Here is an 18,123-nt window from a genome sequence, read left to right on the forward strand (position 1 = left end):
CGATCACGCGCCCCGGAACAGATGGGCAGCCGATCGGGTTTTGTCACCCGACCGGCATAGCCTATCCCAGGCTGCCGGCCAGCAGGGTGGTGACACGCCGGGCGAACGCGGTAGCGTCGGCGGGAAGGTCGCCTTCCTGAACTTGGGCCAGGTCGAGCAGGGTCTCCGCCGCGTCCGCGATCAACGCGGTGTCGTCCAGCTTGGCGGACAGCGCCTCGATCAGCTTGTGTCGCGGATTGACCTCCAGCACCGGCTTGGTCGGCATCATCGCCCGCCCCGAGCGCCGCATCAGCCGTTGCATCGCCAAATCCGGTCCCTTGCCATCGGACGCCAGCACCACCGCACTGTCGGTCAGCCGGGCGGTGGCGCGGACGTCGGCGATGCGGGTGCCCAGGGCGGTCTTCATGGCCGCCAGCAGCGGCGAGATATCCGGCTGGTCGTCCTCCTTACCCAGGTCCTCGGCCGCCTGGGTGACGCTGCGCAGCTTCTTGCCTTCGAAACTATCCAGCCGTTCCGGCCAGAACGAATCGATCGAATCCGCCATCAGCAGCACTTCGAAGCCCTTGGCACGGAAGCCTTCCAGTTGCGGTGAGGTCTTCAGCGCGTCGGCCTGGTCGCCGGCCAGGTAGTAGATCGTGTCCTGGCCCTCTTTCATGCGCGACACGTAGTCGGGCAGGGAGGTCCAGCCGTCCTGCGCGGAGGAGTGGAAGCGCAGCAGCGGTGCGATGTCGGCGCGATGGTCGTTATCCTCCCACACGCCTTCCTTCAGGATGGGACCGAAATTCTCGTAGAACTTGTTGTAATCGTCGGCCTCCTTGGTGCGGGACTTCAGTTCCGACAGCACACGGCTGATCAGGGCCTTGCGGATGCGGGCGAGCACCGGCGTCGATTGCAGCATCTCGCGTGAGACGTTCAGCGGCAGGTCCTCGGTGTCCACGACGCCGCTGACGAAGCGCAGCCAGTGCGGCAGCAATTCAGCCTTGTCGGTGATGAACATGCGCCGGACATGCAGGCGGATATGGGCGTCGCGATCCCCTTCGACGGGATCGAACGGCTTCATGCCGGGAATGAACAATAGACAAAAATATTCCAGCGTTCCTTCGGCGCGCCAATGCAGCGTGGCCCAGGGTTCGTCGAAGTAGTGGCCGAGGTGGCGGTAGAATTCCTTATAGGACTGTTCGGTCGTCTCTGACTTCGCCTTGCGCCACAGCGCCGTGCCTTCGTTCGCCGGCTGGTCCTTGCCGTCCTGGGTGACGGTGATCGGCAGGGTGATGTGATCGGCCCATTTGCGGATCACGGTCTCCAGCCGCATCGGCTCCAGATACTCCGACGCGTCGGATTTCATGTGCAGCACGATGTCGGTGCCGGGCTGTTCGCGCGTCGCCGGGGCAAGGGTGAACTGGCCGGCGCCTTCGGATGCCCAGGTGAAGGCTTCGTCACTGCCGGCCTTGCGGGACGTGACCTCGACGCGATCGGCCACCATGAAGGCGGAGTAGAAACCGACGCCGAACTGGCCGATCAGGTTGGGCCGGTCCTCGGGCTTGGCGGATGCCAGGTTCTGCGCGAAGGCTCGGGTGCCGGAACGGGCGATAGTGCCCAGATTGTCGATCAGCTCCTGCCGCGTCATGCCGATGCCGTCGTCCGAGATCAGCAGGGTGCTGCCCTCCTTGTCCGGCACGATGCGGATTTTCGCGTCGGCAGGCGGCGCCAGGGTGGAATTGGTCAGCGCCTCGAACCGGCGGCGATCCACCGCGTCCGCCGCATTGGCTACCAGCTCGCGCAGAAATATCTCGCGCTCGGAATAGAGCGAGTGAACCACCAGATCGAGCAGGCGCCCGACCTCGGCACCAAATGAATGTTGTTCCAAAACAGTGTCGTTCATGCGTAACCTCCTTGCGCCGCGCCATATGCGGTCGGCGGCGGGCGATTTCAATACGTCGCCGCATCTTCACCACCCCGGTTGTCATCGCAGGGCGGCGACCAAGCGATGGCGGCCACTGACATGGGGATTGCCGCGTCGCTTTGCGCCTCGCGAGGACCATCGGGCGGCGGTTTCCCCGGTGAGCAGGAATCTTCCATCGCCGGTTGGCTCCGGATAGGATGCGTGCGCCTGCCGCCGTGGAGTAACTGACGTATGGATGCGCGCCGAACCGCGATGCTGCTGATGCTGGCAGCCAGTCAGGCGTATGCGCAGCCGGCCCCTACGCCCGCGGCTCCCGCGCCGTCTTCCGGACCGGTCAAGCGTATTTTCCTGCCGCCGCCGGTCCAATGGGACAATGCGATGCTGAATTTCAGGTCGGCATTGCAGCAGACCGCGACGGATTTCGCGAACCTGACCGGCGGCCTCGCCTTTGGCATGTCGGCCGCCCAGGTGAATGCGAGCCTGCCCGATCCCTACCCCGGCCTGTCCTGGACCGACCTGCCTTTGGCGAACGAGTATCCCGGTGAAGTGCGGTATTTCGGCGTGCCGCTCGACCGGGCCGGGGCGCTGCGGATGAATCCCACAGGCTGCACCGGCGGGACCAGCTATCTTGTCCTTCTGTTCACCGACAAGGGTCTGTTCCGCCTGTCCTATCGGCTGATCGCCGACAAAAGCTGCACCGACACCAATGAAGCGGCGCAGTCGATTTTTGCCCGGTTCGTGCCGATCACCCAGGCCGTGGTCATGAGTGCGCGCTATCGAACCGGAAACGCCCAGGTGGTGGACGTGACCGATCCGACCGTCGCGTACATGGCGTCCGTCCGCTGGCGCCAGGTCAGCAACTGATGCGGCCGTCCTGGCTGATCGCGGCCCTGGCCTTGCTGACCGCGGGCCTGTTGCTGCCTGGCGGTGCGGCGATCGCCGGTCCGCAGGCGTTCGACCTGCATCTGAACGTCCCGCCTATCGTCGCGGACAGCAAGGCGCCGGCGGGATGCACCGTGACCTATCTGATCGACGATACCGCCAACAACGACGTGTTCGCCGCACGCATGCGGATCGCCTCGGCGGAAACGGACTCACCGGTCAACAACCGCATGCCCTGTCCAGCCAATATGCCGCCGCGGGTTGGCGATCGGGCCATGGATGCCTGTCAGTCGCGGGCCGGCGATCCGAAACAATGCGTGTTCGCGGACATGGCCCGCGGCTTCGAGCGCGAACCGAACATCAACAACACATCGGAGATCGCATCACGCTGCTCCTCCGACAAGTTTTCCGATATCGGCGTGGCCTGCTGGATGTCCGGCAAGCTGTCGGTGTGCGATGTCGGCTGCGGCAATTCGCCCAAGGAAGCTGTCGCCCAGGCCCAGGCCCGCTGCCAGGAGAAACAGCAGCACAGTTGCCCGGTCACCGCGACCGTGCCCATTCCCGGTCCATAAGCGGGACCAAGGCCTCGCCGATCGCCTTGGAGTGCGCGATCTGCGCTTCCTCGTTCAGGTGATCCTGGGTGTCGAAGAAGTCGGTGCGCGGATAGTCGCTGTGGTTCGGCAGTTCCAGGAAGTCCGCCCCCTGGTCGCGGTAGATCGTCCGGATCGCCGCGATGCTGTCCGCGGCGATCGGCGAGTCGATGAAGCCGGTCGGCAGGCCGCCGACCGCCCGCACCCCATGCCGCCGGGTCCAGCGGAGGAATTCGGTGATCTCGACGGCGCCATAGCCGTCGCGGACCTCGGCCGCGGTGTGATGCACCGGCACGATCACCGCCAGCGTGGACCGGTTGACGGCGGCCAGCGCGGCGGTATGGCCGATGTGATCGCCCCACACGTTGAAGCCGCCATCGACGGCAACGCGCGGGTCGTGGAAGCCGCCTTCGACCAGCACGGTTTCGATCAGGCTCATGATCGCGGCGCGCAGGTCGCCTGCGAACAGCGCCGCGACCTGGCGCCGCAGCGGCAGGGTCCGCAGCGTGGCGCGGTCGTACCGCAGCATGATGCTGGCGTCCGGCCCCAGGTCGGATGTGGCGCGAGGACGCGCGTACTGGGTTTCCTCCATCGGCAGATAAACGATGTCGCCGGCATGCAGCAGTGGCTTCCAGCGGGTGAACAGATAGTCGAGGCCGATACCGACCGCGACGCCGGCATTGATGCAGGGACGCCCGACGATCGGCCCGATGATCTCGCAGCGGTGGGAATAGGGACCGTTCGATCCGGCCAGGATGACCAGTTTGGGTTGATGGATGGTGCGCGCCAGGGCGACGGTGGCCTCGATGCGGGTTCGCAGGGCACCCAGGGTCAGCGGCCGGTCCAGCAGGCAGGCGAACGCGCTTATATAGACGATCAGCGAAGCGATGCAGGCCAGCAGGATACGGCGCATCAGAACTGGAAGTACAGGAATGGTGCCACGTGCGGCGCGAAGAACAGCGCCTGCACCGAAAGCGCGAAGCTGCCGGTCAGGCTCCAGTGCCGGGTTCGCCGCGTCATGCGGTGGACGTTCGGCAGGGTCAGGACGATCAGCCAGCCCAGCAGCAGGCAGGCGGACAGTTCGGGGAAACTGAGGGTCCGGGCGTCGCCGAGGTAGGGCAGCACCGTGACCGGATCGGCGAACGAGGCGAAGCCGGGCAGCGCGGAAACGATCATCCGCGGCAGGGCGATGCCATTGAGGCCGGCCATGCCACGCAGCATCGTCATTGTGCTGCCGAACGACGCGGCTCGGAATGGCACCCAGGCGACAATGACCGCGAGCAGGGTCAGCGCCTGGGCGAACGGCGCCGGCAAGGGGGGGAATACACGGCGGTATTGCTTGTGGATGACGATCAGCAGCCCGTGCAATCCGCCCCAGATGACGAAATTCCACGCCGCCCCGTGCCACAGCCCGCACAGCAACATGGTCACCATCAGGTTTCGGATCTGGCGGATCGGTCCGGTCCGGTTGCCGCCCAGCGGGATATACAGGTAGTCGCGCAGGAAGCCGCCCAGGGTGATGTGCCAGCGGCGCCAGAACTCGGCGATGTTGGCGGCCTGGTAGGGGCTGTCGAAGTTCATCGGAAAGCGGATGTTCAGCATCCGGGCGAGGCCGATGGCCATGTCGGAGTAGCCGGAGAAGTCGAAATAGATTTGCAGGGCGTAGGCGAGGGTGGCGTACCAGGCCTCGAAGAACGTCAGGCTGGCGCCGCGGGCGGCGGCGTCGAAGCCGATATCGGCGAAACCGCCGAACATATCGGCCAGCACCAGCTTCTTACCGAGACCGAGGAGGAAGATCAGCAGACCGTCGCTGAAATTCTCGATACGGAGGCGGGCCAGATCGTGGGCGGTGAGTTGCGGAATGATCTCCGACGGCCGGACGATCGGACCGGCGATGAGGTGGGGAAAGAAAGTGACGAACGCGGCGTAGGTCAGAAAAGAGGGGGGCACGGGGATCGTCATGGCGGGCGAAGGCCCGCCATCCACGCCTGCGCCGAGATCGGTATCGGAAAGCGCAGGCGGCGGGCCTTTGACGCAGGAAGCGCATTGGGTCCGTCCTAAGACCTGGGCACGACGAGCGTGGCCGCGGCTGGTATCCACCAGGAACATGATCTGCTGAAAGGTGAAGAAGCTGATCGCCAGGGGCAGGGTGATGTGCAGCGCCGGGACATGCGGGGCGACGATGTGCAGCAGGAAATCGGCATATTTGAACCAGCCGAGGATCGCCAGATTCAGCGCGACCCCTGTCGCCAGCCATGCCCGGTGTGCGTGGGTCCGCCGCACCATCCGGGCAATGGCATAGTTAAGCCCGACGGAGCCAGCCAGCAGCGGCAGATGCTCCGGGTTCCACCAGGCGTAGAAGAACAGGCTGCATGCCACCAGCCAGCACAGCGCCCATTTTGCCTTAAAGAAACGACCGAGCGTGAAGAATCCCACCAGGCAGACTGGGAGGAAACCAAAAATGAACGCGGTGGTATGAAACAACATGGCGTGTGAGCGCCAATGTACGCCGAAACAGATAATGAAAGGTTAACGACAGCGTGTCGGCATTATTTACAGAATATCTGTGTATGTAAGGCTAACTGATTGAATTACAATCGGATATAGCCCTGGCATGATACTTGCTGTTCGTCACTCGTTCTATCCAGGCCGTACGATTGGCGACCATAGAAGGGGTTTCCCGTGATCCTCGCAGCGTCTCGCTTCCTCTTGCCGGTCTGTGTCTTGTTGCTGACCCTGTCGTCCATGGCGCGGGCCAATCCCACCATCGCGTTCACCGCCATGGTCGGGTCCGGCAACAACATCGACACCGAAGACATATTCGCGGAGGGCTACGGGGCGAACCTCTCGGGGCAGGTCATCACCGGTTCGGTTTCCATCGATCCCGCGCCCTTGACCCAGCAATGCGGTGCGAGCGGGGCCTGCTACGGCGATTTCGGCGCCGGTGCGGTGTCGGTCAGCTTCACGCTGAACGGAATCACGTCCACGGTCGTCTCGACTGGCACACTGGGGTATTTCGGCAACAGCTCGGGCGGCCTGGTGTCGATCTGCGACCCGGCCGATGGCGGCGACAACTATCTGGCGGTGGGCGCGGCCAGTCCGGACGGGATGGTGCAGGAGTCGATCGGCGTGCTGTTCGACGATGCGACGCTGTTCTCGGCCTATGGCGGTGGCGACCCGGCGGCCGCGATCGACAGCCTGGACAGCATTGGCGGCGGTTCGGGACTGGTGAAGGGCGGCATCACGTTCATGTCGCCGGTCGAGCATCTGGATGCGACGATCCTGACCATCGACGCCCCCGAACCGGCCGGTCTGGCCGTGCTTGCGGTCGGCCTTGTCGGGCTGCGGATCGTGCGGCGGAAGATCGCCAGCTGAACAGGTGTTTCCCGGCCGGCCATTTGCTGGTAGCTGACGCCGGAAATGACCGACGATCTTCCCCCCAATCCGGCCCTTCTACCCGCCGGGCTGCGCGACCTGCTGCCGCCCGACGCGGAGACGGAAGCCTCCGCCGTCGAGGCGCTGATGACGGTGTTCGCTTCACACGGCTATCAGCGTGTGAAGCCGCCGCTGCTGGAGTTTGAGGACAGCCTGCTCGCCGGCTCCGGCATCGCCGTGGCGGACCAGACATTCCGCCTGATGGACCCCGACAGCCAACGCATGATGGGGTTGCGGGCGGACACGACCCCCCAGGTTGGACGGATCGCCACGACCCGGTTGGCCGGCGCGCCCCGGCCGTTGCGCCTGTCCTACGCCGGGCAGTGCTTGCGGGTGCGTGGCAACCAGCTCGCGCCGGATCGGCAGGTGGCACAAGCGGGGATCGAGCTGATCGGCCACGACAGTCCGGACGCCGACGCCGAAACCGTGCTGGTCGCGGCCGAGGCGCTGGCGGCTGTTGGCCTGACCCGGGTCAGCTTCGACCTGACCTTGCCGATGCTGGTGCCGTCATTGCTGGACGATGCCGGGATGACCGGGCCGGATCGCGCGGCTCTGGCTCGGGCACTGGATCGGAAGGATGCGGCGGCGGTGTCCCGGCATGGCGGAGCGCTGGCGCCGGTGCTGACCGAATTGCTGATGGCCGCCGGCCCGGCCGACCGCGCTTTGGCGGCGCTGGCCGAGGCGAAGTTGCAAAACCTCGCCGGCGCGCTGGCCGAACGAGTGGCGGAGACGGTAGCGGCGATCCAGGCGGTGGCGCCGGCGTTGCGGCTGACCGTGGATCCTGTGGAATTCCGCGGCTTCCGCTATGAAACCGGCGTCTCGGTCACAGTATACGCGCCCGGCCGGCACGAGGAGCTCGGGCGCGGCGGACGCTATATTTGCGGCGACAGTGAGCCGGCCACCGGCCTGACGCTGTATCCGGACGCGATCCTGCGTGTGGCACCGTCCCGCCAGGCGCGTCCGCGTATTTTCGTGCCGTTCGGCGCCGATCGTGGCATCGTGGCGGGTCTGCGGGTTGACGGTTTTGCCACCGTCGCGGCGCTGGCGCCGGTCCCCGACGACACGGCCGAGGCAAACCGCCTGGGTTGCTCCCATATACTACGTGCCGAAAAAGCCGAACTTCTTCACACTGAGGGCTGAACATAATGGCCAATGTCGCCGTGATCGGCGCCCAATGGGGCGACGAGGGCAAGGGTAAGGTCGTGGACTGGCTGGCAAGCCGAGCCGACGTGGTGGTGCGGTTCCAGGGCGGCCATAACGCGGGGCATACGCTGGTCGTCGGCAACCAGACCTATAAGTTGTCGCTGCTGCCGTCCGGGCTGGTGCGCGAGAAACTGTGCATCATCGGCAACGGCGTGGTGATCGATCCCGATGCCCTGCTGTCCGAGATCGCTCGTGTGCGCGGCCAGGGACTGACGGTCACCCCCGAAACCCTGCGAATCGCCGACAATGCCGCACTGATCCTGCCGGTCCACCCGGCAATCGACAAAGCCCGCGAGGAAGCCCGCGGCGACCGCAAGATCGGCACCACCGGCCGCGGCATCGGCCCGGCGTATGAGGACAAAGTCGCCCGCCGCGCGATCCGGGTCGCTGATCTGGCGGAGCCGGAGACGTTGTCGGCGAAGCTGGATGAGCTGTTGTTGCACTACAATGTGCTGCTTCAGGGGTTGGGCGTGGCGCCGTTCAGCAAGGAGAGCCTGCTGGATGGGTTGCTGAAGCTGGCGCCGCAGATCCTGCCCTACGCCGAACCGGTGTGGGAGCGGCTGGATGAACTGCGGCGTGGCGGCAAGCGCATCCTGTTCGAAGGTGCGCAGGCGGTGATGCTGGACGTGGATCACGGGACTTATCCGTATGTGACCTCCTCCAACACCGTCGCTGCCACGGCGGCTTCGGGCAGCGGGTTGGGTCCGAGTGCGGTGGGTTTCGTGCTGGGGATTGCCAAGGCCTATACGACAAGGGTTGGCTCCGGTCCGTTCCCGACCGAACTGCATGACGACATCGGCCAGTTGCTGGGTGATCGCGGGCGGGAATTTGGGACGGTGACCGGCCGGCGCCGGCGTTGCGGCTGGTTCGATGCGGCGCTGGTACGCCACGCGGTGAAGGTGGGTGGCATCCAGGGTATCGCGCTGACCAAGCTGGACATTCTGGACGGGTTTTCCGAGTTGAAGATCTGCACCGGCTACCGGGTCAACGGCGAATTCGTCCGCCATCTGCCGGCCGCACCGGGTGCGCAGGCGGCCGCCGTGCCCGAATACGAGACCATGGAGGGGTGGTCGGGATCTTCCTACGGTGCTCGGTCGTGGGCTGATCTGCCGGCTCAGGCGGTGAAATACGTCCGGCGGATCGAGGAACTGGTGGAAGCGCCGGTCACCTTGCTGTCCACGAGTCCCGAACGGGATGACACGATCATGGTGCGGGATCCGTTCGAGGGATAGAGCGCGAACCAGGTCGCTCAGATGACCCGGACTTCGCTGTCCCAAGACGAGGCTGATGTGTCGACGTCAACGACCGCCGGTATTAACCACCGATGGTTGGTCTCTTCGAATAGCCCAACTGGTTACTTATTCAGAATCATTAGACCGAAATGAAAGCAATGCCGTAAAATGGTGTCTGTCGGAAGACACTCGAACCGTCCTATCCCAAAATCGGCCCCGGCCCCGTTAACCATTGGTCAACCTTTCCCCCGGTAAACTGCGCCGGCCTGACCAAAACGGTTCGCCCACATGGCTGATGATTCGTTTCTCGCACTGTCCAGCACGCTGATCGCCGGCCGCTTCGCGGTTGACCCCACCCAGGTGCTGCTTGATGCGGGTGGTGGGCTGCCGGCTTTCTTGGCGCGCGACCGGATGGCCGCCGATGGGCGGCGAGTCGCCCTGGCGGTGTCCCGGGATGCCTCGCCGCGCATCCGGCACCTGAAGATTCTTAATGAGCTTGTCGACAACCTGATGGTGCCGCTTGGCTATGGCGTCGCGCCGCTGCAGGCGGGAAAGGGCGTGGGTTACTTCGTTATCTGCATGCCCGCACCAGGTCCCCCGGTGTCGGCAGCGCTGAATCCATGGCCGGAAAAGGTGCTGATCGATCTGGTTCTGCGGCCTGCGGCACGGGTGTTGGAATACTTGCACGGCCGCAGATTGACCCACCGAGCGATCCGGCCGAACAACGTGTTCCAGTCGGCGCCGGGCCAGCCGGTTACCCTGGGCGCGGCATGGGCGGCCCCCCCGGCCATGCACCAGCCGGTCGCATTCGAGTCGCCTTATAGTGCAATGTGCCTGCCGTCCGGCCGCGGGGACGGCTCGATCGCGGACGATGTTTATGCGCTGGGCGTGCTGTTGCTGACCCTGGCGACGGGCCGGTTGCCGATGGCCAACCTGGATGCCGCGACAGTTGTTCGCCTGAAGCTCGACATGGGCAGTTTCGCGGCGCTGACCCGGGACATGCCGGTGTCCGGGGCACTCGCCGACCTGCTGCGCGGAATGCTGGCGGAGGACCCGGAACACCGGCCGCTGCCCGGCCTGCTGCTGGACCTGGCCAGCACCCGTGGCCGCCGGCTTGCCGCCCGCCCGGCGCGGCGCAGCCAAACCGCGCTGGTGCTGAACGATATCGCCGTGTTCGACGCGCGCAGCCTGGCCTATGCGCTGTTCAATGATGAAAAGAAGGCCATCCAGTTCCTGCGCAACGGGCTGGTGACCCAATGGCTACGCCGAGCCTTGGGCGATGCCGGGCTGGCGACGCAGATCGAGGACCTCGTCAGGGGCCGCATGGCCGACACGAAGTCTGGCCCCCGCGCCGACGCGCTGCTGGTGATGCACACCGTCAGCGCGCTCAACCCGCGCATGCCGTTGTGCTGGCGCGGGGTCGCGCTGTTTCCCGATGCCCTGCCATCGGTCCTGGCCGAGGGCATCGCCGCGAAAAACGGCCTTCTGACCACGGTCGAGGAATTGCTGGTCAACGATATCGCCGGCGCATGGTCCGAGGTCGAACCGCGACTGGCATCGTCCGATCACCCCGACCTGATGCAACAGCGGCACCTTTTGCAAGGCGGCGGCCCCAGCGGGCTGTTGCGCCTGTTCTATGCCTCGAACCCGATCCTGCCGTGCCGCGTGTCGGCGATGGCGACCGGGTGGATCGCCAGCATGGCGGATCTGATGGACTTCTTTGAAACCGCGGCGGGGAATGCGGGCGACACCCTGATCGACCTGCATATTTCGGCGTTCATCGCGGCCCGTTCCGACCGCAAGGTGGAGATGATGGTCAACGGATTGTTCGGCAGCAAGGACGCCGGGACGTTCCGATTGGCCGAACTCGTGCTGCTGCAGGATCTGCAGGCTCGATACCATCCCGCGCCGATGCCGTGCCTGGCGAAATGGGTGGCGCTCCGGCTGCGGCCGAATCTGGAGCGGTGGCGCAACAAACTGCGGCGCGACGCCATGCAAACGCGACTCGACACATTGGCGCAAGCCGGATTTGTGGCTCGGCTGCTGGAGTTGACCGGCGACACGACCGCCCTGGCGTTGGATATCGCCGGGGCGTATCGCGCGGCGCATGAGGTGGCCAGAATCGATGCGGAAGTGGCCTCCATCGATAGCAACGACAAGGCCCGTTTCGCGGATGCGGAACGATTCGGCCAGGTGATCGCGGGTGGAATCGGACTGTCCGCACTCATCCTGATGGTCATGTCGGTCTTGCTGTGATGAGCATCGGATCGAAACTCGGCCGTGGCATGACGGGGCTGCTCGTTCTGCTGTTGGGGCTGGCTGGCGGCGGGTTGGTCGCGCTGTCGCCGGATATCGCCCTGCCGCTGGTGGTGTTGCTGCTGCCGGGGCTGCTCGCGCTGATCATCGACCAAACCCCGGGCTGTGGGGTCGCTCGGGCGATCCTGTTGTTTCAAGCGGCGGCTTGTGTGCATCCCGTCATGGATGCGTGGTACCGATGCGCCGGGATCGACGGCTGCATGGGGTACCTGGCGGGGTGGCCCACCGTGCTGAAGGTCTGGCTGGCGGCGGCGGCGGCGTGGGTCGCCGTTCAAACCTTGCCGCTGGGACTGAAGGTACTGGATGACTACCGGCTACGTTACCGTCGTTCGGTCCTGATGGACCGGCGAGAATCACTCGCGGCAGAGTGGGGACTGGAAGACAATCAGCCGCGGTAACGTCGAGCCCCCTCACGGTTCGGCATCAGACGAACCTTGAAGGAGACGGACTGAAAGCGAAATCGTTCCAAATAACGTAACAAGACAGGAACCGTTCCTAAACGTGCTCCCCGGCAATCGCAGCCGGACGGTTCCCGGCGTTCAATCGCCGTTCGGCGATCTGCGCCTTCATCCCCTTTTGCAGCTTCTCAAAAGCCCGCACCTCGATCTGGCGCACCCGCTCGCGAGAGATGTTGTACTGCTGGGACAGATCCTCCAGCGTGGTCGGGTTATCCTTCAGCCGCCGCTCGATCAGAATGTGGCGTTCGCGTTCGTTCAGCGCCTTCAGCGCACCGGTGAGCAGGGCTTTCCGGCCCGTCAGTTCCTCCCGATCTGCGATCGAGGTTTCTTGACTGTCGGATTCGTCCACCAGCCAATCCTGCCATTCCCCCTCGCTATCCTGGCGCACCGGGGCGTTCAGGCTGTGATCGGGTGCCGCGAGACGGCGGTTCATGCTGACCACGTCCTGTTCCGGGACATCCAGCACACGGGCGATTTTCGCCACTTGTTCGGGTTGCAGGTCGCCATCGTCGATCGCCTGCATTTGGCCCTTGAGGCGGCGCAGGTTGAAAAACAGCTTCTTCTGCGCGGCGGTGGTGCCCATCTTCACCAGCGACCAGGAGTGCAGGATGTATTCCTGGATCGCCGCCCGGATCCACCACATGGCATAGGTGGCCAAACGGAAGCCGCGATCGGGATCGAAGCGTTTGACTGCCTGCATCATCCCGACATTGCCTTCGCTGATCAGTTCACCGACCGGCAGGCCATAGCCGCGGTAACCCATGGCGATTTTCGCAACGAGCCGCAAATGGGAGGTGACAAGTTTGTGTGCCGCCTCCATATCTTCGGAGTCCCGCCAGCGATGGGCGAGCGACAGTTCTTCCTCCGGCGTGAGCATCGGATATTTGCGGATCTCTTGAAGATACCGCGACAGGTTGCCCTCGGGGGCGATGTTAAGGACGGCAGAGGCCACGGTTTAGGCTCCTTTCGTCAGGCCGGATTGACTTGCCCAACGTGGCGCAAGATCACGGCATGAATGTGACTGAGACCAGTCTGGATGCAGGTTGGGGCTTCACGTCCCGGTGACCCACCCCAAGTTGGCGGCGGCATTTCCAGACGTCCCCATCAAAGAAGGGCATCCCCCCGCTTGATGGGCAATTCATACAGGACCGTTTTAGTCCTGTCAATATTAACGAACGGTTAACAGCCGGACAGATTAGTTTCGACATCGTGTAAAAGTGCCTGCATATCGAATGGCAACGGTGCTTCGAAGCTGATGACCCGGCCGGTCCGGGGGTGTTTGAAGCCCAGGCTGGCGGCATGCAGGGCTTGCCTCGGGAAGTCGAGAAGATGGCCGCGAAGTGGCTGATTTATGGCCTTTGCGGCGGTTGGGACGCGACGCAGGTATAACGGATCGCCAACGATCGGGTACCCCTTGGTTGCGAGATGCACCCGTATTTGATGCGTGCGCCCGGTGGCCAGGCGGCATTCCAGCAGCGCGAGGCTGGTCTGCCAGGCGCGCATCGTGCGGTAACGGGTCAGCGCCAGCTTGCCGCCACGGTCCACCACCGCCATCCGCTTGCGCTCACGCGGGTCGCGGCCGATGGCACCTTCGATCTCACCGGCCAGCGGCTGCGGCAGCCCCCAGACCAACGCCTGGTAGGACCGGTCGAGGTCCCGCGTGGCGAAAGCCGTGGTCAGCGCATCGTTGGCGAGTTGGGTCTTGGCCACCACCATCACGCCGGAGGTGTCTTTGTCCAGCCGATGCACGATGCCGGGCCGGCGTTCCGCGCCGATGCCGGTGAAACCCGGCCCGCAATGGGCCAGCAGCGCGTTCACCAGGGTGCCGTCGAGATTGCCCGGCGCGGGGTGGACGACCAGACCGGCCGGCTTGTCCAGGACGATCAGGTCGTCGTCCTCATACAGGATGGGGAAGGGAATCGCCTGTGGCAGCGGAGTCGCCGGGATCGGCGCCGGCAGGTCCAGGATGTAGGTGACGCCCGCCTTCACCGGTTCGGCTGGTTGGGTGACCGGACCAGAGGCACCACGCAGCCGCCCCTCATCGATCAGCGTCTTGACCCGGGACCGCGAGAGCGTGCCGAGATGGTCGGCGAGAAACCGGTCGATGCGCTGGCCGGCATGGTCGGCCGTGGCGGTAATGCGGATCGGTCCATGGGGCGATGGTTCGCTGTTGGCTGGCATGTGGATGTGGGATAACCCGGATCGGCTTCGAATGGGAAACAGTATGCGGGCGTTGAAGATCGCCGTGATTGTCATGGGTGCGCTGATCGTGGTCGGCACGACGGCGTTGATCGTGGTGGTGGTTCACCGGCTGACGTCGCCACCGTCACTCGTGGTGACACTGCCGGCATCTCTGGCCGCGGTGCTGGATGAGCCGGCGGGAACGCGGATCGCCGGGATCGCGGCGGTGCGGGACCGGCTGGCCATCCAACTGCAAGGCGGCGGAGCCGACCGGGTGGTGCTGATCGACCCCGCGACGGGGGCGGTGACCGGTCGGATTTCCCTGGTTCGCTAAGATTCTGGGGCCGGCCGGATTCCGATGCTTGAGGTTCCGAGGGTTCCAGGCTAGAAGGCCCGCCTTGGCCGATGTCCCGTTCGTCTAGAGGCCCAGGACAGTGCCCTCTCACGGCACCAACAGGGGTTCGAATCCCCTACGGGACGCCATCTTCCATAAATCGTTATATATCAACATGTTATGAGCTAATTTGCGACGATATTTGACCAACGTTTTGACCAATGTTCAAGTGGGTCTTCAAGTCGCATTGAATGCTCCGCTTGCGTGCCGAACGACCCTCTTTAATCCAGCAACCTCGTGTCCGTTTTGTTCGCATTGTCGTGCCGGCCCGACGTCCGGGGAATGTTGACGAAATCCATCTGCAAGGTGACGGTGAGAGACCGATATCCATTGCGTCGTGCTTGTCGCCGCGCCGATCATCGCAGCAATCAAGCGGGCAATCGCGATGCACGCGCCGGCACCGCGTCGCCGGTCGAAATGCGGCGCTGTCGGGATCGCGCCGAAGCAGCTCGAGGGCGGGCCAGAGCCCTGGCCTTCCTTTCTTCTTCACGGGGGTACCCAGGGCAGGAAACGGACATGAGATCTAAAGGGATGGACTGAAGCGGAATAGGGAGATTGACAAGCATGCTTACAAGCTTGCGAGCGAGCTCTCATGCAATTGGCAGGCCCATTTACGCACATGAAATGCGTGGTATGTATGCGCACTGTCAGCGAGGAGCCTATGAGCACGCTTGTCTACGACACTGGGGCGACAAAGCGTCCCGTCAACCTGACCCTGAACACCGATCTGGTCGCGCGAGCGCGGGAGGAAGGTCTGAATCTCTCCGCTCTGGCGGAGGACGCAATTGCCGCTGAGATGGCACGACGGCACCGCGCGAAGTGGGATGCGCTGGTCGCGCAAGACTGCAAAGCGCACGAGGAATATCTGAAGGAGCACGGCTCTTTGGGTGACATCCTTCGGGCCAATGCTGAGGCCGATGGTGAGTAATCCGCGCTGGCTTGACGTTGTGACGCATCGCATTCGAGGAGTCCGCGCCCCCTTCCTTCTCGTCCTTCAGCACCACGACATACCCGCGGCTACCCGCTTGGTGGCCCCCTTATGGAGGCCCCAGGGGGACGCTGGAGTGGTATCGCCGCGCCTGGTTGTAGACGGTTCCGAATACAGGGTGCGGCTGCTCGACACGAGCCCGGTTTCCACCGCCCAACTCGGGGAAACTGTCGCATCTGCACTCTCGGATCGGGATGACATTACCGACGCTATCGACCGACTGCTTTTTGGGTACCCGGTCGGCCGCCTGCACTGATATCCGGGTGCCTCTGCCGCCGCGATCGAGGCACCCGAGTCGAAATAAAAATGGGAACCTTAGGGAAATTCACACCGACTACGGAATGTCCCGGGTACTTTGGCGGCGGCTTATGAGGACCCTGGTGACGCACGACTCCGCGCAAAACGGCGGAAATACGTGTTCTCCTGAGAACCGCGGTGACGTTGCTAATAGCGATCAAACATGGGCGTCCACCTAACCAATCCCAGTCCTCCGCCATGGCGATCAAGCTGCGAACCGGGCAGATCAGCCTGGCGCAGCGCGGGGCGGCACTCGCCATGTTCAACAGGCTGGTCGCCGAGAGCTTCACCGTGCTGGCGGCGACGGGCGGGCATTTCCGGGCGGCGGCGAAATTCGTCGACCAGCACCGCTATGCGGGCAGTCAGTTATCATCATTGATTATGCGACTGCCAGGCAGCGCGAGGAGCCAATCTTCACGGCGGTCACAGAAAGCACAGTACAATGGCTGCTGCATCGCCGGATGAACGCCCAGCAGATGCGGTGGACGCCACGCGGTGCGCATTTGATGCTCAAGGTTCGATGCGCGGTGATGAATGGTATCCTCGATTACGACCACGCCGTCGCCGAAGGCCGCGCCTGGCGTCCTTTTCGTCGCGTGGCATAACCCCCAGGTTTGAGACGGTCTCGAACCTCGTTTACGACGCTGCTTAGGTCGTCAGTTCCTGGCGAACTAGCGAGATCCAGTAGGCGATGCCGTGCGGCAGGGCGGCGTCGTTGAAGTCATAGTGGGGCGTGTGCAACGCGTGGACGGAGCCATCCGCCGCGGCGCCGTTCCCAAGGAACACGAAGGCCCCGGGCTTGGCCTGCATCATAAATGCGAAGTCCTCGCCACCCGTGACCGGGGCGGCCTCCTCGTCCACCTGTTCGGGTCCGACGGCGGTTCTGGCAGCCATCGCCACGGTTTGTACTTGCGGCCCGGGGTTCACGAGCGGGATGGCGTTCCACCACGTCTTCACGCTCGCGCTGGCACCCTGGCTCCGTGCGGCGAGCTCGCTGATGCGGGTCTCGAGGAGGCTCTGGATTGGCGGGGTGAAGGCACGCATGGTCCCGCCGACGACAAGCTCTGCTGGCATCACGTTTAGGGATTCGGGCGACCCACCCTGGACGTGTCCCACGCTGACCACCGCCGTGTCGATCGCGGGCACGTTTCGGCTCACAACCGTCTGCAAGAGGGTGACGAATGTGGCGAGCACGACCGACAGGTCGGAGGCGAGATGCGCCGAATTACCGCCGTGCCCACCGGTGCCGGAGAAACAGACCTTCCAGCGGCCCGACCCCGCCATGAACGGACCTTTGCGGAGAGCGATTCGGCCGACAGGGATACCGGGCATGTTGTGCATGCCGTAGACGGCGTCGCAGGGAAATCGCTCGAAGAGGCCATCCTGGAGCATGGCCTGCGCGCCGCCTAGCCCTTCCTCGGCGGGCTGGAAGATGAGTTGCACGGTCCCCGCGAAGTCCCGGTCCTCCGCCAGGACCTTGGCCGCGCCCAGTAGCATCGCTGTGTGCCCGTCGTGCCCGCAGGCGTGCATGCGACCCGAATTGGACGACGCATACGGCAGCGACGTTTGCTCGAACAGGGCGAGTGCGTCCATGTCAGCGCGCAACCCAATTGCCCCCTGGCCGGGCCGCTTGCCCCGCAAGGTGCCAACCACCCCGAAGCCGCCGACGTGTTCCGCGACCTCGATGCCCCATGCCCGAAGCTTCTGCGCAACCAGGGCTGACGTCTGGAACTCCTCGCGCCCGAGTTCAGGGTGGGCGTGGATGTCATGGCGGATCGCGACGATTTCTGGAAGAACAGCCTCGATCCCGGCTCGGAGGCTACCGTCGATTGTCCCTGCGCCCATCTGCCAGCCCGCCTCCTTGCGTCAATGCCGTCATACTGTGGCTTCGTCCGGATGTGCACAAGCCGGGAGCGTGAAGCGGCACTGAAGTGGCCCCCCTGGCCAGCGAGGCTCAAATTATTGATATTACGGTAGGAATGGCGATCGTGGTGGGGTCCCGATTGGCGCCGATCGGGACCCCCCCGAACGAACTCTTCAAATTCAATCAGCGCGTTCTGACGCTTTTGCCCGAGGTCCCAGTTCGGAGCCGATTCACACTCCAATAGTTCAAGCGGCTTACCACTCGGCCTTTTTCGAGAATCCCGTCGCCAACAGAGCCACGATGAAAATTTCCGGTTCCTCGCCGTGCCGACCGGCCTCTTTGCCCTCCAAGCATTTCGGAACGTGGCGAAGTCCGGCGAA

The 18,123-nt window shown here is 64.3% G+C and carries 17 protein-coding genes, 1 tRNA gene and 1 pseudogene; 13 read left to right on the forward strand and 6 right to left on the reverse strand.

Annotated elements, in window-relative coordinates; genetic code table 11:
* Positions 1-61 precede the first annotated feature (61 nt).
* Positions 62-1,882: a molecular chaperone HtpG gene (gene htpG / locus GSQ89_RS17515; RefSeq protein ID WP_158927515.1), complete on the reverse strand. Its 1,821-nt coding sequence runs from the start codon at positions 1,880-1,882 to the stop codon at positions 62-64.
* Between the two features lie 252 nt (positions 1,883-2,134).
* On the opposite strand from htpG, the gene GSQ89_RS17520 reads away from it, so the two are divergent.
* Together GSQ89_RS17520 and GSQ89_RS17525 are read left to right on the forward strand one after the other, a co-directional pair.
* Positions 2,135-2,767 (forward strand): hypothetical protein, encoded by a 633-nt coding sequence (locus tag GSQ89_RS17520; RefSeq protein ID WP_158927517.1) that lies wholly within the window; start codon positions 2,135-2,137, stop codon positions 2,765-2,767.
* Positions 2,767-3,357, forward strand: coding sequence for a hypothetical protein (locus GSQ89_RS17525; RefSeq protein ID WP_158927519.1), 591 nt, complete (start codon positions 2,767-2,769; stop codon positions 3,355-3,357). Before GSQ89_RS17520 ends, GSQ89_RS17525 begins: the two co-directional genes overlap by 1 nt.
* Here the strand turns inward: GSQ89_RS17525 and GSQ89_RS17530 are convergent.
* Positions 3,326-4,288: a hypothetical protein gene (locus GSQ89_RS17530; protein WP_158927521.1), complete on the reverse strand. Its 963-nt coding sequence runs from the start codon at positions 4,286-4,288 to the stop codon at positions 3,326-3,328. The two genes, GSQ89_RS17525 and GSQ89_RS17530, sit on opposite strands and share 32 nt — an antisense overlap.
* On the reverse strand, positions 4,288-5,862 hold the full coding sequence (locus GSQ89_RS17535) for an MBOAT family protein (RefSeq protein ID WP_254073251.1): 1,575 nt from the start codon (positions 5,860-5,862) through the stop codon (positions 4,288-4,290). The genes GSQ89_RS17530 and GSQ89_RS17535 overlap by 1 nt, the downstream gene beginning before the upstream one ends.
* A gap of 195 nt (positions 5,863-6,057) precedes the next feature.
* Here GSQ89_RS17535 and GSQ89_RS17540 point away from each other — a divergent pair, with 195 nt between their 5' ends.
* The 5 genes from GSQ89_RS17540 (at position 6,058) to GSQ89_RS17560 (ending at position 11,959) form a co-directional block, all read left to right on the forward strand.
* Positions 6,058-6,750 carry a hypothetical protein gene (locus GSQ89_RS17540; RefSeq protein ID WP_158927523.1) on the forward strand — a complete coding sequence of 231 codons (693 nt, stop codon included), beginning with the start codon at positions 6,058-6,060 and terminating at the stop codon, positions 6,748-6,750.
* Positions 6,751-6,795: 45 nt separating this feature from the next.
* The gene (locus GSQ89_RS17545; protein ID WP_158927525.1) at positions 6,796-7,950 is read left to right on the forward strand and encodes an ATP phosphoribosyltransferase regulatory subunit; all 1,155 of its coding nucleotides are present in this window, start codon (positions 6,796-6,798) and stop codon (positions 7,948-7,950) included.
* Positions 7,951-7,955: 5 nt separating this feature from the next.
* Positions 7,956-9,245: an adenylosuccinate synthase gene (locus GSQ89_RS17550; RefSeq protein ID WP_158927527.1), complete on the forward strand. Its 1,290-nt coding sequence runs from the start codon at positions 7,956-7,958 to the stop codon at positions 9,243-9,245.
* A gap of 288 nt (positions 9,246-9,533) precedes the next feature.
* Positions 9,534-11,501: a hypothetical protein gene (locus GSQ89_RS17555; RefSeq protein WP_158927529.1), complete on the forward strand. Its 1,968-nt coding sequence runs from the start codon at positions 9,534-9,536 to the stop codon at positions 11,499-11,501.
* Positions 11,501-11,959 carry a hypothetical protein gene (locus GSQ89_RS17560; RefSeq protein ID WP_158927531.1) on the forward strand — a complete coding sequence of 153 codons (459 nt, stop codon included), beginning with the start codon at positions 11,501-11,503 and terminating at the stop codon, positions 11,957-11,959. The genes GSQ89_RS17555 and GSQ89_RS17560 overlap by 1 nt, the downstream gene beginning before the upstream one ends.
* A gap of 97 nt (positions 11,960-12,056) precedes the next feature.
* On the opposite strand, the gene rpoH is transcribed toward GSQ89_RS17560, so the two are convergent.
* Both rpoH and GSQ89_RS17570 read right to left on the reverse strand, forming a co-directional pair.
* A complete protein-coding gene (gene rpoH, locus GSQ89_RS17565; protein WP_158927748.1) occupies positions 12,057-12,950 on the reverse strand; it encodes an RNA polymerase sigma factor RpoH in 894 nt (297 codons plus the stop codon).
* Positions 12,951-13,198: 248 nt separating this feature from the next.
* On the reverse strand, positions 13,199-14,200 hold the full coding sequence (locus GSQ89_RS17570; RefSeq protein WP_158927533.1) for an RluA family pseudouridine synthase: 1,002 nt from the start codon (positions 14,198-14,200) through the stop codon (positions 13,199-13,201).
* Between the two features lie 31 nt (positions 14,201-14,231).
* Here GSQ89_RS17570 and GSQ89_RS17575 point away from each other — a divergent pair, with 31 nt between their 5' ends.
* The 6 genes and pseudogenes from GSQ89_RS17575 to GSQ89_RS17600 all read left to right on the forward strand — a co-directional run.
* A complete protein-coding gene (locus GSQ89_RS17575; RefSeq protein WP_158927535.1) occupies positions 14,232-14,534 on the forward strand; it encodes a DUF6476 family protein in 303 nt (100 codons plus the stop codon).
* 73 nt (positions 14,535-14,607) lie between these two features.
* A tRNA-Glu gene (locus GSQ89_RS17580) sits at positions 14,608-14,683 on the forward strand.
* 572 nt (positions 14,684-15,255) lie between these two features.
* Entirely contained in the window at positions 15,256-15,522 is a 267-nt protein-coding gene (locus tag GSQ89_RS17585; RefSeq protein WP_158927537.1) for a type II toxin-antitoxin system CcdA family antitoxin, read from the forward strand.
* Positions 15,512-15,838 carry a CcdB family protein gene (locus tag GSQ89_RS40150; RefSeq protein WP_216856223.1) on the forward strand — a complete coding sequence of 109 codons (327 nt, stop codon included), beginning with the start codon at positions 15,512-15,514 and terminating at the stop codon, positions 15,836-15,838. Before GSQ89_RS17585 ends, GSQ89_RS40150 begins: the two co-directional genes overlap by 11 nt.
* Positions 15,839-16,017: 179 nt before the next feature.
* Positions 16,018-16,344 (forward strand): hypothetical protein, encoded by a 327-nt coding sequence (locus GSQ89_RS38525; RefSeq protein WP_216856224.1) that lies wholly within the window; start codon positions 16,018-16,020, stop codon positions 16,342-16,344.
* Positions 16,236-16,484: pseudogene (locus GSQ89_RS17600) on the forward strand (ISKra4 family transposase); the annotation flags it as partial. The gene GSQ89_RS38525 and the pseudogene GSQ89_RS17600, both read left to right, overlap by 109 nt.
* Before the next feature lie 43 nt (positions 16,485-16,527).
* On the opposite strand, the gene GSQ89_RS17605 reads toward GSQ89_RS17600, so the two are convergent.
* The gene (locus tag GSQ89_RS17605; protein ID WP_158927541.1) at positions 16,528-17,724 is read right to left on the reverse strand and encodes a M20 aminoacylase family protein; all 1,197 of its coding nucleotides are present in this window, start codon (positions 17,722-17,724) and stop codon (positions 16,528-16,530) included.
* Between the last annotated feature and the right edge of the window lie 399 nt (positions 17,725-18,123).

The organism is Acidisphaera sp. S103, assembly GCF_009765975.1.
Taxonomy (GTDB): domain Bacteria; phylum Pseudomonadota; class Alphaproteobacteria; order Acetobacterales; family Acetobacteraceae; genus Rhodopila.

What these genes read in the sequence shown, in the direction of transcription:
- GSQ89_RS17555 (WP_158927529.1), top strand. Translation starts at nt 9,534, where the DNA reads ATGGCTGATGATTCGTTTCTCGCACTGTCCAGCACGCTGATCGCCGGC.
- GSQ89_RS17535 (WP_254073251.1), bottom strand. Translation starts at nt 5,862, where the DNA reads ATGTTGTTTCATACCACCGCGTTCATTTTTGGTTTCCTCCCAGTCTGC.
- GSQ89_RS17585 (WP_158927537.1), top strand. Translation starts at nt 15,256, where the DNA reads ATGAGCACGCTTGTCTACGACACTGGGGCGACAAAGCGTCCCGTCAAC.
- htpG (WP_158927515.1), bottom strand. Translation starts at nt 1,882, where the DNA reads ATGAACGACACTGTTTTGGAACAACATTCATTTGGTGCCGAGGTCGGG.
- GSQ89_RS17530 (WP_158927521.1), bottom strand. Translation starts at nt 4,288, where the DNA reads ATGCGCCGTATCCTGCTGGCCTGCATCGCTTCGCTGATCGTCTATATA.
- GSQ89_RS17560 (WP_158927531.1), top strand. Translation starts at nt 11,501, where the DNA reads ATGAGCATCGGATCGAAACTCGGCCGTGGCATGACGGGGCTGCTCGTT.
- GSQ89_RS17525 (WP_158927519.1), top strand. Translation starts at nt 2,767, where the DNA reads ATGCGGCCGTCCTGGCTGATCGCGGCCCTGGCCTTGCTGACCGCGGGC.
- GSQ89_RS40150 (WP_216856223.1), top strand. Translation starts at nt 15,512, where the DNA reads ATGGTGAGTAATCCGCGCTGGCTTGACGTTGTGACGCATCGCATTCGA.
- GSQ89_RS17575 (WP_158927535.1), top strand. Translation starts at nt 14,232, where the DNA reads ATGGGAAACAGTATGCGGGCGTTGAAGATCGCCGTGATTGTCATGGGT.
- GSQ89_RS17550 (WP_158927527.1), top strand. Translation starts at nt 7,956, where the DNA reads ATGGCCAATGTCGCCGTGATCGGCGCCCAATGGGGCGACGAGGGCAAG.
- GSQ89_RS17545 (WP_158927525.1), top strand. Translation starts at nt 6,796, where the DNA reads ATGACCGACGATCTTCCCCCCAATCCGGCCCTTCTACCCGCCGGGCTG.
- GSQ89_RS17520 (WP_158927517.1), top strand. Translation starts at nt 2,135, where the DNA reads ATGGATGCGCGCCGAACCGCGATGCTGCTGATGCTGGCAGCCAGTCAG.
- GSQ89_RS17570 (WP_158927533.1), bottom strand. Translation starts at nt 14,200, where the DNA reads ATGCCAGCCAACAGCGAACCATCGCCCCATGGACCGATCCGCATTACC.
- GSQ89_RS17605 (WP_158927541.1), bottom strand. Translation starts at nt 17,724, where the DNA reads ATGGGCGCAGGGACAATCGACGGTAGCCTCCGAGCCGGGATCGAGGCT.